11 protein-coding genes and 2 pseudogenes are annotated in these 15,599 nt (G+C 60.9%); 7 read left to right on the top strand and 6 right to left on the bottom strand.

The features are described from left to right. The first annotated feature begins 15 nt into the window (after nt 1–15). Nucleotides 16–1,422: a M15 family metallopeptidase gene (locus JFV26_RS29390; RefSeq protein WP_201197167.1), complete on the top strand. Its 1,407-nt coding sequence runs from the start codon at nt 16–18 to the stop codon at nt 1,420–1,422. Between the two features lie 115 nt (nt 1,423–1,537). On the opposite strand, the pseudogene betA reads toward JFV26_RS29390, so the two are convergent. The 4 genes and pseudogenes from betA to speB form a co-directional block, all read right to left on the bottom strand. Next, nucleotides 1,538–3,225, bottom strand: a pseudogene (gene betA / locus JFV26_RS29385) (choline dehydrogenase). Between the two features lie 2 nt (nt 3,226–3,227). Continuing rightward, a complete protein-coding gene (locus JFV26_RS29380; protein WP_201197166.1) occupies nt 3,228–4,796 on the bottom strand; it encodes a purine-cytosine permease family protein in 1,569 nt (522 codons plus the stop codon). Between the two features lie 172 nt (nt 4,797–4,968). After that, the gene (locus JFV26_RS29375) at nt 4,969–6,477 is read right to left on the bottom strand and encodes an aldehyde dehydrogenase family protein (RefSeq protein ID WP_201197165.1); all 1,509 of its coding nucleotides are present in this window, start codon (nt 6,475–6,477) and stop codon (nt 4,969–4,971) included. A 27-nt stretch (nt 6,478–6,504) separates the two neighbouring features. Continuing rightward, entirely contained in the window at nt 6,505–7,509 is a 1,005-nt protein-coding gene (gene speB / locus JFV26_RS29370; RefSeq protein ID WP_201197164.1) for an agmatinase, read from the bottom strand. Nucleotides 7,510–7,661: 152 nt separating this feature from the next. On the opposite strand from speB, the gene JFV26_RS29365 reads away from it, so the two are divergent. The 6 genes and pseudogenes from JFV26_RS29365 (at nt 7,662) to lipA (ending at nt 13,841) form a co-directional block, all read left to right on the top strand. Continuing rightward, the gene (locus tag JFV26_RS29365; RefSeq protein ID WP_201197163.1) at nt 7,662–8,576 is read left to right on the top strand and encodes a LysR family transcriptional regulator; all 915 of its coding nucleotides are present in this window, start codon (nt 7,662–7,664) and stop codon (nt 8,574–8,576) included. 56 nt (nt 8,577–8,632) lie between these two features. After that, nucleotides 8,633–10,141, top strand: a complete 1,509-nt coding sequence (locus JFV26_RS29360) for a sigma-54-dependent transcriptional regulator (RefSeq protein WP_201197162.1) — start codon at nt 8,633–8,635, stop codon at nt 10,139–10,141. A 397-nt stretch (nt 10,142–10,538) separates the two neighbouring features. Continuing rightward, nucleotides 10,539–10,916, top strand: a complete 378-nt coding sequence (gene gcvH, locus JFV26_RS29355; RefSeq protein WP_201197161.1) for a glycine cleavage system protein GcvH — start codon at nt 10,539–10,541, stop codon at nt 10,914–10,916. Nucleotides 10,917–10,922: 6 nt separating this feature from the next. Next, nucleotides 10,923–11,287 (top strand): annotated as a pseudogene (locus JFV26_RS29350) (glycine dehydrogenase (aminomethyl-transferring)); the annotation flags it as partial. 141 nt (nt 11,288–11,428) lie between these two features. Then, entirely contained in the window at nt 11,429–12,685 is a 1,257-nt protein-coding gene (gene glyA, locus JFV26_RS29345; RefSeq protein ID WP_201197160.1) for a serine hydroxymethyltransferase, read from the top strand. A gap of 163 nt (nt 12,686–12,848) precedes the next feature. Next, nucleotides 12,849–13,841, top strand: coding sequence for a lipoyl synthase (gene lipA / locus JFV26_RS29340; protein ID WP_201197159.1), 993 nt, complete (start codon nt 12,849–12,851; stop codon nt 13,839–13,841). Here the strand turns inward: lipA and JFV26_RS29335 are convergent. Together JFV26_RS29335 and relB are read right to left on the bottom strand one after the other, a co-directional pair. Then, complete coding sequence (locus tag JFV26_RS29335; RefSeq protein ID WP_201197158.1) at nt 13,832–15,277, bottom strand: SulP family inorganic anion transporter; 1,446 nt, start codon at nt 15,275–15,277, stop codon at nt 13,832–13,834. The genes lipA and JFV26_RS29335 overlap by 10 nt on opposite strands. Nucleotides 15,278–15,412: 135 nt before the next feature. Beyond that, nucleotides 15,413–15,589 carry a type II toxin-antitoxin system RelB family antitoxin gene (relB, locus tag JFV26_RS33880; protein WP_342215495.1) on the bottom strand — a complete coding sequence of 59 codons (177 nt, stop codon included), beginning with the start codon at nt 15,587–15,589 and terminating at the stop codon, nt 15,413–15,415. Nucleotides 15,590–15,599: the final 10 nt, after the last annotated feature.

Below are 15,599 nucleotides of genomic sequence, written 5' to 3'. Positions count from 1 at the left end.
TTCTGGAGGCATCCCATGCCCGCGCTGAGCAAAATCCTGGCGACCCTGTGCCTTGTCGTGCCGGGCATGGCCATCGCCGAACCACGGCCCGAGCACATGGTTTATCTGCGCACAATCGCCCCCAGCATCGAGCAAGACATCCGCTACGCCACGGCTCACAACTTCACCGGCCATCCGCTGGACGGGTACGAGGCGCCTGAATGCCTGCTGTCGGTGGATGCGGCCAAAGCCCTCGCCCGGGTTCAAACCGCACTGCGTTCCCAAGGCTACGGGTTGAAGGTTTTCGACTGCTATCGCCCTGCTCGCGCGGTTGCCGATATGGGTAATTTTGCCAAGGTCCCGGGCGATCCAACCAAAGCCGAATTCTATCCGCGCGTGGACAAGCAAGACTTCTGGCACCTGGGTTATGTGGCGCGGGTGTCGAATCATTCCAAGGGCAGCACCGTAGACCTGACATTGACCGGCCCAACCGCCCTGCCCGCCGCCACTTGGACGCCGTCGGCCAAGCAAGTCGATTGCACCGCGCCTTATGACCAGCGCTTTGCGGACGGTGCGCTGGACATGGGCACTGGCTTCGATTGCTTCGATGAGCCGGCACACACCGATAGCACGGCAATCAACGCCACCGCCAAAGCCAATCGCCAGCGACTCACCAGCGCCTTGGAAAAAGAAGGGTTTGTCGGTTATTCGAAAGAATGGTGGCACTTCACCTACACCGGCAATCCGGCGTTGAAACAGGTCATGGATTTCCCCATCACCCCGCTGGCGCTTGGTACCAGCAGCCAGTTGATTATCGTCACCACCAAAAACTGGACCGACATTCAGGGCAGCGCCCAGCGCTATGAACGCCATGGGCCAACCTTTGAAAAATACGGCGAGCCGTTTGCGGTGGTCGTCGGTAAAAGTGGGCTGGCCTGGGGCAAGGGCATGACGGTGGTTGAGCAGCGCGAGGGACCGGTCAAGCGTGAAGGCGACGGCAAAGCCCCGGCGGGGATTTTCAAACTCGGCACGGCGTTTGGCTACGCCAACTCGGCGGACACCAAATTGCCCTACCTGGCGCTGACCTCGACCGAGGAATGCGTGGATGACAGCCAATCCAAACGCTACAACCAACTGGTCGACGGCTCGACGGTGACCAAGGACTGGAACAGCTCCGAACAGATGCGCCGCGACGATGACATGTACCGCAACGGTATCTTCATCGAGCACAACACACCGGCGGCTGCGGGTGCTGGGTCGTGCATTTTCTTCCATATCTGGCGTGGGCCGACTTCGCCGACTTTAGGCTGTACCGCCATGGAACCTGCGAATATTGCGGAATTGTTCGGTTGGCTGGACCCGCGACAGGAGCCGTTGCTGGTTCAGTTGCCCGAAGCTGAATACGCGCAGTTGCGTGACAGTTGGGGTCTTCCCCGGCGTTGATAACGCCGACGATAGCCCTTGTGGGAGCGGGCTTGCTCGCGAAAGCGTCGGCACATCCAGCATCAATGCCGATTGATCTACCGCTTTCGCGGGCCAGCCCGCTCCCACAGGTACGTCAAACCCGGACGTTTCGCGCTGGCAGCGACGTTCGCTGACTGGTCTCCCAATCCTCGACACGCCCCACTGCCGCTTCCGACGCCGGCAGCATCTTGCGCCCGCGAACCAGATCCGAAGCCCGCTCGGCCAGCATAATGGTCGGCGCATTGAGGTTGCCATTCGGCTCAGTCGGGAACACCGACGAGTCAATCACCCGCAACCCCGCGATGCCATGCACCCGCAGCTCCGAGTCAACCACCGCCCCATCGTCCTCGCCCATGCGGCATGAACCGCATGGATGGTAGGTGCTCTCAAGGTTTTCACGGACGAATGCGTCGATCTCTTCATCGCTGCTAACTAACGGTCCCGGCGCAATCTCGCCGTCGCGGAAGCGGTCCATCGCCGGTTGGCCGATGATCTCCCGGGTCAGGCGGATGCAGCGGCGGAAACCTTCGCGATCTTCTTCTCGTTGCAGGTAGTTGAACTGGATCAGCGGATGCTCGTAAGGGTCGGCCGAGCGGATGCGCACATAGCCGCGGCTTTTCGGTTTGTTTGGCCCGGTCAGCACCATGAAGCCGTGGCCCTTGATCGGTTTGTTACCGTCGTAACGCATGGCCGCCGGCAGAAAATGGAACTGAATGTCCGGCCAGCGCAACCCCTTCTCGGAGCGAATAAACCCCCCGGCCTCAAAATGGTTGGTGGCGCCGAGCCCATCCTTGAACAGCAGCCAGCGCAGGCCAATCAACAGCTTGCTCAGCGGGTCCATTTTGCTGTTCAGCGTCACCGGCTCCTTGCAGCCAAACTGGATGTAGACCTCGGCATGATCCTGGAGGTTTTCGCCAACGCCCGGCAGGTCATGCCGGACCTCGACCCCGGCCTTGCGCAACACCTCGGCCGGGCCGATACCGGAGCGTTGCAGCAGGTGCGGCGAACCGATCGGACCGGCTGAAATCAGGACTTCCCGGTTGCAATACACCTCATGGGTCTGGCCTTCGTGGTCATAAGCGATCCCTACGGCGCGCTTGCCTTTGAGAATGACGTGACGGGTCATCGCCTTGGTGATCACCGTCAGGTTCGGGCGGTCCATGGCCGGGCGCAGATAAGCGTTAGCCGTGGAGCAACGCACGCCATTCTTGACCGTCATGTGCATGGCGCCGAAGCCTTCCTGCATAAAGCCGTTGCAGTCATCGGTCTTGATGTAGCCCGCCTCGGCACCGGCCTCGACCCACGCGCCGTACAACGGGTTTTTCATGTGGTTGCCGTTGGTGGTGTGCAGCGGCCCGGCTTTACCCCGGTAGTTGTCGCCGTCACCTTCGTAATGTTCGGCCCGTTTGAAGTACGGCAGGCAATTGCGGTAGCCCCAATCCTTTGCGCCGAGCGACTCCCACTCATCAAAGTCACAGGCATGACCACGGATGTAGACCAGGCCATTGATCGATGATGAGCCCCCAGCACCTTGCCGCGCGGGCAGTGAATACGGCGGCCGTTGAGGTAGGGTTCGGGCTCGGTTTCGTAGCGCCAGTTGTACTTCTTGGTATTCATCGGGATCGAAAACGCGCTCGGCATCTGGATCACCACACTGCGATCACTGCCGCCGTATTCCAGCACCAGCACCGAGGTGGACGGGTCTTCGCTCAAGCGGTTGGCCAACACACAACCTGCGGAGCCGGCGCCAATAATGATGTAGTCGTATTTTTGGGTAGTCATGGTTATCTCCCGACCGTCGATTCGTTGAAGACCGGTGACGAGTGCCTGGTCAGCGTGTCACCGGTGGTGTATTGCGGGCAGGTTTTCTCGATTTGCTGGATAACGGCTTCTTCGCGCTTGAGGTCGATCGAACGGCTGAACCAGTAGTAGACCAGCCCCGAGACGATCAGCCCGACGAGCCAGGCGATGTCGATGCTGCCGAGCGCCCGGGCGAGCGGGCCGACGTAGACTTCGCGCTGTTCGACGCCGTCGTAGATGTAGAAGAACGGGATCATCGAGATAAAGCCGATGGCATACGCGGCGATACCGCGCAGGCCCCAGCTGCCGTAGAGGTTGCCGTGGGGCATGAAGAAATGCGGGATGGCGTAGCGGCCCTTGCGCACGAAAAAGTAGTCGGTGAGGTTGACCGAGGTCCAGGGCACCAGGAAGTACAGCATCACCACCAGGTAGATCCCCAGCACCGACAAACCTTTGCCGGAACTCTGGATGCTCAGGGCCACGCCCAGTTGCAGCAGGATCACAAAACCGATCGCCAGAATCCGCGCCTTGCGGGTCGGTTCGATGTGCTTGATCGAGTCGACGCAGGTCAACGTGGTCAGCTTCGCGCTGTAGATGTTCATCGCGATAACCGGCAGGAACGCCAGGATCGTGACCACCACCACCGCCGTGCCCATCAGCGGCGAGACGGTGTTGCCGACTTGCCCGAGTGCCACCAGCACGTCAGTGGAATGCAGGTGATCGGCGAGCCAGCCACCGACGGAAATCATCCACGCGCCGGACAACGAAGCGCCGAGGAAGACCACCGCGATCAGCTTCCCGCTGGAGGTGTTTTTCGGCAGATAACGCGAGTAGTCGGACACATACGGGGCGTAGGCGATGTTGTAGCTGGCTGCCGCCGCGAACTGCGCGATAAAACCGGTCCAGTTGAACCCCAATGGTGCCGGGGCGACTTCACCGGGGGCCAATACCGGCATCGCGGCATCGGGCACCCAGCCCATAATCACGGCCAACGTCACCAGGCTGTAAAGCGGCAGCGACAGGTACAGCGCCCATTTGAAACTGCGGTGCATCCAGTCATGGCCAAGGATCGCCAGGACCGCCGCCGGTATCGTCACCGCCACCGCGATCACGGCGGGGTTGAAGCCGAACAGCGTGTGCAGCCCTTGCATCATCAACACCAGGTTGACGATGTTGAACCCGGCGAACACAAACAGCGTCGCCAGCAACACCAGGATCACCCCGCGATAACCGAACTGCGCCCGCGACTGGATCATCTGCGGCAGCCCGAGGTGTGGACCCTGCGAACCGTGAAACGCCATGAACAACGTGCCGAACATGATGCCCAGCGTGCCGGCAAGCGTGGTCCAAAGCGCGGTCAGGCCGACGCTTGGGCCGACGAAGCCGATGGTCATGGTGAAGAAGGTGAAATTGCCGAGAAACCAGAAAGGGCCCTGGCTCGACAGTTTGTCAGTGCGCTCGTTCTCCGGGATGAAATCAATCGAATGGCTTTCGACGACGGGTTTGTCATCGAGGACCGACACGCTCGGGGCGGACTTGGCGTTAGTGTTCATGATGGACTCTTATTGTTGGAAGATCATGACGAAGTAACCGCATCCTTACGGGTTAACGCCCCTGTGGGAGCGGGCTTGCTCGCGAAAGCGGAGTATCAGCCGACATCAATGCCGGATGTGCCGGCCTATTCGCGAGCAAGCCCGCTCCCACAGGGTTTGAGACAACCGTGACTCAGGGCAGCGTGATCCAGACAGCCTTGGTTTCGAGCAGGTAATCGAGCTGCTCTGCACCCAGATCCTTGCCGAATCCGGACTGTTTATAGCCACCGAACGGCATCGACGGGTCGAGGGTGCCGTGGGCGTTGACGTAGACCGAACCGGCGCGCAATCGCGGGATCAGGCTGTGCACTTTTCCAAGATCATTGGAATACAGCGCGGCCGCCAGGCCGTACGGCGAGTCATTGGCCAGGGCCAGCGCCTCTTCTTCATCATCGAACGGCGCGGTCACCAGCACCGGGCCAAAAATCTCTTCCTGAACGATGCGCATGTCATTACGGCAATGGGCAAAAATCGTCGGTTCGACGAAGAACCCAGGCCCTTCGACAGGCTGGCCGCCGTAGACCAGTTCGGCACCTTCCTGTTTGCCGGTTTCGATGTACTCCGTCACGCGGGCCTTTTGCAACGCCGAGACCAACGGGCTGATAAAGCAGTCTGGATCCAGACCCGGCGCCATTTTCAAGGTGCGGGTGTAAGCGACGAGTTCACGCAAAAATTCGTCGTAGACACTGCGATGAATATAGGCCCGCGTACCGGCATCGCACACCTGGCCGGAGTTGAAGAACACCCCGTTGGCAATCGCTTGGGCGGCGGCCGGCACGTCGGCATCGGCGAGGACGATGACCGGCGATTTTCCTCCCAGTTCGAGGGTTAGTCGCTTCATTTCATCCAGCGCCGCGCGGCCGACGGTACGGCCGACCGGCGTCGAGCCGGTGAAGGTCAGTTTGTCGATACCAGGGTGGGTGGCCATCGCCGCGCCGACCACGCTGCCGCGCCCGGTGACAATGTTGATCACACCGTCCGGGATCCCGGCTTCTTGCACCAGTTCAGCGAAGCGCAAGGCCGACAGCGAGGTCAGTTCGGCGGGTTTGACCACCACGGTGCAACCGGTGGCCAGCGCCGCACCGAGCTTCCAGGCCATGGTTTGCAGCGGGAAGTTCCACGGCACGATGGCGCCGACCACGCCCACCGCTTCCTTGCGCGTATAGGCCAGGTAATTGCCCGGCAGCGAAGGCTCGACGGTGCGGCCGTGGAGTTTGGTCGCCCAACCGGCGAAGTAACGCAGGGTGTCGACCGTGCCCTGAATATCGACATCCCTGGCGAACGCCACGGACTTGCCCATGTCGATCGATTCGATCTCTGCCAATTCAGCGGCATTTTGCTCAATCAGGTCCGCCAGTCGCTGCATCAGCCGTTCACGTTCGGCCGGCTTGACCTGACGCCAGGCGCCGCCGTCGAACTGGGCGCGCGCGGCTTGCACGGCGCGGTCCAGGTCGTCGGTGGTGCCCATCGGAATACGGGTGATCAGGCCTTCGGTCGAGGGTTCGATCACATCGGACGTTTGCCCGTCGCTGGCCTCGACAAAGGCGCCACCGATGAACATCTTCTGCACTTTGCCGAGGAAGGTTTGGGTCGCTTCCGAGACGCCGAATTTCTGCAGGTACTGCTTAACGATTGTGTCCATGTTCATGCCCTCTGTGCGGCGCTCAGATCACGCCGAAGCGGTGGTGGTTTCGCTCATGAGCTGCCGCGCCTGAGCCCGCTCGTGGAAGATGAATCCGATGCTGTTGAGCAGCAGTTGCGCCGCCAGAATCGAGGTCATGCCAGTCGGGTCGTAGACGGGCGCCACCTCCACCAGGTCCATGCCGACGATGTTGCCTTGGCTGCGTTTGGCCAGGGCCTGGATGATTTCCAGCACTTCGTAATAGAGGAAGCCGCCATGGCTCGGCGTGCCGGTGCCTGGGGCGATGGAAGGGTCGAAACCGTCGATGTCGATGGTGATGTAGTAGTTGATGTTCTGCGGGATCAGCGCCAGTACGCCCTCAACGCCGAGGCGGCGAACGTCGCGCACCGAGAGGATCTTCGAACCCGCCGCGTGGGCCGCTTCGTAGTCATCGCGATTGGACGACGAGACGTTGCGGATGCCCATTTGGGTCATGCCGACAATGTGGTTCATTTCCGAAGCGCGGCGCAGCGGGTTGCCATGGCCGTAGCGAACGCCGTGACGCTCGTCAACGAAGTCCAGGTGCGCATCGAAGTGAATGATGTGGATCGGCCCGCGACCCTCGAAGGCCTTGATTACCGGGGCATGGATCGAGTGATCGCCGCCGAGCACCACCGGCATGACGCCCGCATCGAGGATCTTGCGCACGGCGTATTCGGTGTTCCGGTTACTGGTGACCATGTCGGTGTGGACGATATCGGCATCACCGACATCGACCATCCGCACGTCGGACGCGGTCAAGTACATGACGTCATCTTCGTGGTCGTAGGCGCCGGCATGGCCGAAGGAAAACAGCGTCGATGCCTCGCGAATACCCCGTGGTCCGAAGCGTGCGCCGGAGCGCCATTGGGTGCCCATGTCATTGGGTGCACCGAGGATCGCCACGTCGGCATCCAGCGCGTCCCAATCGGTGCACACCGGGGATTTGGCGAACGTGCAGTGCCCTACGAACGGCAAGTTCAGGCGACCGGATTCATAACCGTTGTTCGACATTTCAGGCTTCTCCAATTCTTGTTATCGACTCAGCGGAGGTGGAAGGTGCCCGCTGTTGAAATGACTATGAGCGCAGGTTTTCGTGGAAAAAATGCCAAACATCAGATACTCATATCGGCATTACCGATGCATCCACACGCGGGAGGTCCAAGGTGATTCAGCTGCACGATGTCGATCTGAAACTGCTCAGGGTGTTTGCCACGATTGTTCGGTGCGGCGGCTTTTCCGCGGCGCAGGCGGCGCTGAACGCCGGCCAGTCGACCATCAGCGAACAAATGACTCATCTGGAAACTCGCCTCGGGGTCAAACTCTGCCAGCGCGGGCGTAGCGGCTTTCGCCTGACCGAGCAAGGCGTGGCGATTCATGAAGCGACCCAGCGCCTGCTCTCGGCGGTGGAAAACTTCTGCATGGACGCCGACGTGCTCAAGCAGCACATCAGCGGCAAGCTCAACCTGGGGATCATCGACACCACGATTACCGATCCCGATTCGCCGCTGCCGCGCACCACCCAGCGCTTCGTGTCCCGGGGGCATGACGTGCACCTGAACGTGTACGTCGGCACCCCGGCCGAACTGGAGGAACGCGTGCTCGACGGCCGACTGCACCTGGCCATCGGGCACTTCCCGATCCACGTGCCCGGCCTGCTGCACTCACCGCTGTATCAGGAAGCCCTGGGGTTGTATTGCGGGCGGCGGCATCCGTTGTATGGCAGCCAGGCCGAGAGCGATGAACTGCTCGAAGAGATTGGCGCGAGCCGGATTGTCGTGCGCGGCTACATGCAGCAATACGACCTGGAACACCTGGGCGTCAGCAAGGCCGCAGCCACCGTCGACAACATCGAAGCGCTGGCGATCTTGCTGATCTCCGGCGCCTACCTGGGCTTTCTGCCGATGCACTTTGCGGCGCAGTGGATCAAGACCGGCGAGATGCACCAATTGGCGCCGACCAGCATGCGCCTGATGTCGCCGTTCGATGTGATCACCCGGCGCGGCACCGCCCCGCCACCGATCCTCCAGGCGTTCCTTGAAGACCTGGCGGCCTGTTCGCGCAAAACCGCCAACACCTGACAGACCCGGCGCGTGCCGGTCATACTCATTCCGTTCTCCACCCTTGCAGGCTATCCATGCGCATCCACGTCACCTTCATCGACCGCGTCGGCATCACCCAGGAAGTGCTGGCCCTGCTCGGTGGGCGCCGGTTCAATCTGGATGCGGTCGAGATGGTCCCGCCGAACGTCTACATCGATGCGCCGACCCTCGGCGCCGAGGTGCTGGAAGAATTGCGCGAGGCGTTTCTCGGCGTGCAGGGCGTGCAAGCGGTGACGATGGTCGACATCCTTCCGGGGCAACGCCGACGCCTGCAACTGGATGCCTTGTTGGCGGCCAGCACCGACCCGGTGTTGGCGGTGGATGAGCGCGGCTACGTGCTGCTGGCCAACCCGGCGCTGATTTCACTGTGCGGCCGTGAACCAGCTGGTGAGCCGTTGACCGCACTGTTTGATGATGCGGATTTGCAAAGCACGCTGATCGAGCACGGTTACCGCTTGCCCATGCGTGAAGTCAGCCTCGGCGGCCAGACCTTGCTGCTGGACGCGATGCCGATCACCGACGCCGGCGCCCTGCTGACCTTGTATCAACCGAACCGCATCGGCGAACGCCTGTCGGCGCTGCACCACGACCATGCCGAAGGTTTTGATGCACTGCTCGGCGAGTCCCCGGCGATTCGTACGCTCAAGGCCCGCGCGCAACGAGTGGCGACCCTCGATGCACCGCTGCTGATCCAGGGCGAAACCGGCACCGGCAAAGAGCTGGTGGCGCGCGCCTGCCACGCCATCAGCAGCCGACATGACTCGCCGTTTCTGGCGTTGAACTGCGCGGCACTGCCGGAGAGCCTGGCCGAAAGCGAACTGTTCGGCTATGCCGCTGGCGCCTTCACCGGCGCCCAGCGTGGCGGCAAACTCGGCCTGCTGGAGCTGGCCGACCAGGGCACGGTGTTTCTCGATGAAGTCGGTGAAATGTCGCCGTACCTGCAGGCGAAACTGCTGCGCTTCTTGAGCGATGGCTGCTTCCGGCGGGTCGGTGGGGATCGTGAGGTCAGGGTCAATGTGCGGGTGCTCAGCGCCACCCACCGCGACCTGGAAAAAATGGTCGCCGAAGGCAGTTTTCGCGAGGACCTGTTCTATCGCCTCAACGTGCTCAACCTGCAAGTGCCGCCACTACGTGAACGCGGCCATGACATTCTGCTGATGGCCAACCACTTCATGCAGCAGGCCTGCGCGCAGATTCAACGGCCACCGTGTCGACTGGCCCCCGGTACATTTTCAGCGTTGCTGGGCAACCGTTGGCCGGGCAATGTGCGGCAACTGCAAAACGTGATCTTTCGGGCGGCGGCGATTTGTGAGAATCCATGGGTGGACATCGATGACCTGGATATCGCCCGCACCGCCGTCGAGCGTAAAAACGATGGCGAGGTTGGCAGCCTGGAAGATGCTGTCGGAGGGTTTGAAAAGGATCTGCTGGAACAGCTTTACCGCAGCTATCCGTCCAGCCGTTTGCTCGCCGCGCGCCTGCAAACTTCGCACAGCGCAATTGCGGTTCGGTTGCGTAAATACGGGATTCCCGGCAAGCCCTGAAGCCCTGCGCGATCCCCTGTAGGAGCTGCCGAAGGCTGCGATCTTTTGATCTTGCTTTTCGGCGGCTTCTGCATTGAAAAATCAAGAGATCGCAGCCTTCGGCAGCTCCTACAGGGGTCGTATTCAAATCAATACAGCGTAACGAATTCAAGACAAACCCCTCTCGACACCTCTGGCCCGGACTTTACACCCTCCTCTCCCGACTCCCGTATTGATTTCAATACAGTCGCGCTCTATCAATCCGCCTTTAAACCATTCAACCCATTGATCTACAACGATTAACCAACATTGGCACCGCCCTTGCTATCAACCCTCAAGCCACCCTCGTTGCCCGATACGAGCCGGTAAACGTCAGCCGCCACCAGCAGCGGTTGAGTCAGAACAATGAGGAGTTGATATGAGCGAATTGCGTTTTACCGTCGATCACGAATGGCTGCGTCTTGAGAGCAACGGTCTGATTACCGTGGGCATCACCGCTTACGCCCAGCAAGCGTTGGGTGATGTGGTCTTCGTTCAGGTGCCGGAATTGCGTGCATTCGGCGCTGGCGATGAAGTCGCGGTGCTGGAGTCGGTGAAAGCGGCCAGCAGCGTGTATATGCCGTTGAACGGCGAAGTGGTCGAGGTCAATTCGTCTCTGGAAGGTTCCCCGGAACTGATCAACGAAGACGCGCTGGGTGAAGGCTGGTTTTTCCGTATGCGCCCCAGCGACGCCAGCGCCATGGACACCCTGCTCGACCAGACCGCTTACGAGCGACTGACCCACGAAGATGCTTGAGGTCAACTCAAAGACAGCAGCGGCATCAGTGTCGATGACGTCGCCAAGCGCCTGATCGACTTCCATGCGCCGCCCCTGTCGTTCCCGGTCGCTGGCACGTTGATGATCGAGCCGACCGAAAGCCAATCCTGGGAAGAACTGGACCGCTTCTGCGACGCCATGATCCGCATCCGCGAAGAAATCCGCGCAGTGCGTTGGACAAGGACGACAACCCGCTGAAAAACGCCGCGCAAATCGTTGGCGAGTGGACGCATCCGTATAGCCGTGAGCAAGCGGTGTATCCACTGGAAACCTTGATCGATGCCAAATACTGGCCGCCCGTGGGCCGGGTCGACAACATATTCGGTGATCGCAACCTGATGCCGGCCTGAGAACAACACCTGACACCCGTAGGAGCTGCCGCAGGCTGCGATCTTTTGATTTTACGTATCAAAGCAAGATCAAAAGATCGCAGCCTGCGGCAGCTCCTACGGGTGTACGTCAGACATCCAAGAACAACAGAGGACTCCACCATGTTCAGCAAGCACGACCAGATCAAAGGCTACGACGACGAATTGCTGGCGGCGATGAATGCCGAAGACGCGCGCCAGGAACACCACATCGAATTGATCGCTTCGGAAAACTACACCAGCCAGCGGGTGATGGAAGCGCAAGGTAGCGGCCTGACCAACAAGTACGCCGAAGGCTATCCGGGCAAGCGTTATTACGGCGGTTGCGAACACGTCGACGTGGTCGAGCAACTGGCGATTGATCGGGCTAAACAATTGTTCGGCGCCGACTACGCCAACGTCCAGCCGCACTCCGGCAGCCAGGCCAACGCCGCGGTTTATCTGGCGTTGCTGCAAGCTGGCGAGACTGTTTTGGGCATGAGCCTGGCCCACGGCGGTCACTTGACCCACGGCGCCAAAGTGAGTTTTTCCGGCAAGCTCTACAACGCCGTGCAGTACGGCATCGACACCGCGACCGGACTGATCGATTACGACGAAGTCGAACGTCTGGCGGTCGAGCACCAACCGAAAATGATCATCGCCGGGTTCTCCGCGTATTCGAAGACGTTGGACTTTCCACGCTTTCGTGAAATTGCCGACAAGGTTGGCGCTTACCTGTTTGTCGACATGGCCCACGTGGCCGGGTTGGTGGCGACCGGTCTGTACCCGAACCCGATTCCGTTTGCCGATGTGGTGACCACCACCACCCACAAAACCCTGCGCGGCCCACGTGGCGGCCTGATCCTGGCCAAAGCCAATCCGGAACTGGAGAAAAAACTCAACTCCGCCGTATTCCCTGGCGGCCAGGGCGGCCCGCTGATGCACGTGATCGCAGCCAAAGCCGTGTGCTTCAAGGAAGCGCTGGAACCGGCCTTCAAAACCTATCAGGCGCAAGTGATCCGCAACGCCCAGGCGATGGCCAAGGTCTTTATCGACCGTGGCTACGACGTAGTGTCCGGCGGCACCGACAACCACTTGTTCCTGGTCAGCCTGATCCGCCAGGGCCTGACCGGCAAAGACGCCGACGCCGCCCTCAGCCGCGCCGGTATTACCGTGAACAAGAACGCCGTGCCGAACGACCCGCAATCGCCATTCGTGACTTCGGGGCTGCGCATCGGCACGCCGGCAATCACCAGCCGTGGCTTCAAGGAAGCCCAAAGCATCGAACTGGCCGGCTGGATCGGCGACATCCTCGATCACCTCGGCGACGCCGATGTCGAGGCAACCATCGCCCGTCAGGCCGCTGCGATGTGCCGTGATTTCCCGGTCTATCGCGACTGATCCGCTAGCGCGACTGTATTGGGCTCTGTAGGAGCTGCCGAGTGAAACGAGGCTGCGATCTTTTGATCTTGGCTTTTTAAAAGATCAAAAGATCGCAGCCTCGTTTCACTCGGCAGCTCCTACAGGGATCGTTTTCTTCTGCTCGCTTAAAAGGAAAAAACACATGAGCGCACTGGCGCAATCACCCGTAAAAGCCCCGGTAAAAATGGAAGTCGGCGTCAAACTGCGTGGCGCCGAAAAGGTTGCACGGATCCCGGTCAAGATCATCCCGACCGATGAGTTCCCACGCAAACCCGACTGGATCCGCGTGCGCATCCCGGTATCCCCGGAAGTCAATCGCATCAAGGCCCTGCTGCGCAAACACAAGCTGCACAGCGTTTGCGAAGAAGCGTCCTGCCCGAACCTGGGTGAATGTTTCTCCGGCGGCACCGCGACGTTCATGATCATGGGCGACATCTGCACCCGTCGCTGCCCGTTCTGCGACGTCGGCCACGGCCGTCCGAAACCACTGGACGTCAACGAGCCGCAAAGCCTGGCGATTGCCATCGCCGACCTGAAACTCAAGTACGTGGTGATCACCTCGGTGGACCGCGACGACCTGCGCGACGGCGGTGCCCAGCACTTTGCCGACTGCATCCGCGAGATCCGCAAGCTGTCGCCGAACGTGCAACTCGAAACCCTGGTCCCGGACTACCGTGGCCGCATGGACGTGGCACTGGAAATCACCGCCGCCGAGCCGCCGGATGTGTTCAACCACAACCTGGAAACCGTGCCGCGCCTGTACAAGGCTGCGCGTCCTGGGTCGGATTACCAGTGGTCGCTGACGCTGCTGCAACGCTTCAAGCAGATGATGCCGCACATTCCGACCAAGTCCGGCCTGATGCTTGGCCTGGGCGAGACCGACGAAGAAGTCATCGAAGTCATGAAGCGCATGCGCGAACACGACATCGACATGCTGACCCTCGGCCAGTACCTGCAACCGTCCCGCAGCCACTTGCCGGTGCAGCGTTTCGTCCACCCGGACGTGTTCGCCTGGTTTGCCGAGAAAGGTTACAAGATGGGCTTCAAGAACGTGGCTTCCGGCCCGTTGGTGCGCTCGTCGTACCATGCCGATGAGCAAGTTCAAGGGGTGAAGAACATCACGCGTCAGTCGTGATCCACGCCCGCACGCTTGAGCATCTGCTTGCAGCGTTCCGACAAATGAAACACCCGCAGATGCTTTCCGGCCTTGCCGTAGCGTTCACGCAGGGTTTTCAGCGCGGCGATGGCCGAATAATCGACGAAGCTCAGGTGACGGCAATCGAGGGTCACTTGAGCCGGATCGTTGGCCGGATCGAACTGGTTGAAAAACGGCGCCGTTGAGGCGAAAAACAGCGTGCCGTGCAGGCGGTAGAGTTTGCTGCCGTCGGCTTCCAGATACGTGTCGGCGTACAGCTCACGGGCCTGTTGCCAGGCGAAGTTGAGCGCGGCGATGATGATCCCGCAGAGCACGGCGGTGGCCAGGTCGGTGAACACGGTGATGGTGGTCACGGCGATGATCACCAGCACATCGTTGAGCGGCACTTTGTTGAGCACCCGCAGCGAGGCCCAGGCGAAGGTTTGCTGCGAAACCACGAACATCACGCCGACCAGCGCCGCCAAAGGAATACGCTCGATCAGCGGCGACAGAAACAACACGAACAGCAGAATCATCACCCCGGCGACCACGCCGGAAAGTCGGCCACGGCCACCGGAACCAAGGTTGATGACGGTCTGGCCGATCATCGCGCAGCCACCCATGCCGCCGAACACACCCGAGACCATATTCGCCGCGCCCAGCGCCACGCACTCGCGATCAGGGTAGCCCCGGCTCTCGGTGATTTCGTCGGTGAGGTTCAGCGTCAGCAGGGTTTCAAGCAGGCCGACCAGCGCCATCAAAATCGCGTAAGGCGCGACGATGCGCAGGGTTTCAAGGTTCCAGGGAATGTCCGGCAGCGCGAAGCCCGGCAAGCCGCCGGCAATGTGCGCCATGTCGCCGAGGGTACGCGTTGGCAAGCCGAGCACATACACCGCCAACCCGACGCCGAGAATCGCCACCAGTGCCGGCGGCACCGCGCGGGTCATGCGCGGCAGCAGGTAAACGATGGCCATCGTCAGCACCACCAACCCGCTCATCACGTAAAGCGGCATGCCACTGAGCCAGGTGTCGCCGCTCTTGAAGTGCTCCAACTGCGCCAGCGCAATGATGATCGCCAGGCCGTTGACGAAGCCGAGCATCACCGGGTGCGGCACCATCCGTACCAGTTTGCCCAGCCGCAGCAACCCGAACGCCATCATGATCAACCCACCCAACAACACGGTGGCCAGCAAGTACTGCACGCCGTGCTGCACCACCAGCGCAACGATCACCACCGCCATCGACCCGGCCGCCCCGGACACCATCCCCGGCCGCCCGCCGAACAGCGCGGTCAACGTGCAAATGATAAACGCGCCATACAGGCCCATCAGCGGATTGAGATGAGCCACCAGGGCGAAAGCGATGCATTCGGGCAGCAAGGCAAAGGATGTAGTGAGCCCGGCCAGGGCATCGGCGCGTAGACGTTGAGATTTCATGACGTACCTGAATGGCGGGCCGGTGAAATGGGCCGCGGGAGTTGCGGGGGAAAGAGGGTTGCGGATGTTACGGAATTGGGGCGTGCGGGGCCAGTGATTGGGAAGCGGCCTGGCGGTGACGGACTCGGTTGCCACTCAACCCGCATCGCGCTTATTACGCTTTGATTCGATAAGGACTCGCATCTGCGCCATCACCTGATCATGTGGAACATTCGGGTGTGGATCATCCAGCGAAGCTTGCAGCTTGGCAGGGAACCCACAGTCATGGCTGGCGGCCTGCCCTCTGGTGTCGAACGTTGAAACAGTCGTCACGCAATCCGGT

It is taken from the genome of Pseudomonas sp. TH31, from assembly GCF_016650815.1.
In the GTDB taxonomy this organism is placed as follows: Bacteria; Pseudomonadota; Gammaproteobacteria; order Pseudomonadales; family Pseudomonadaceae; genus Aquipseudomonas.
The sequence above is the reverse complement of the archived record's forward strand: the minus strand, read 5'-3'. Positions and strand labels throughout refer to the sequence as shown.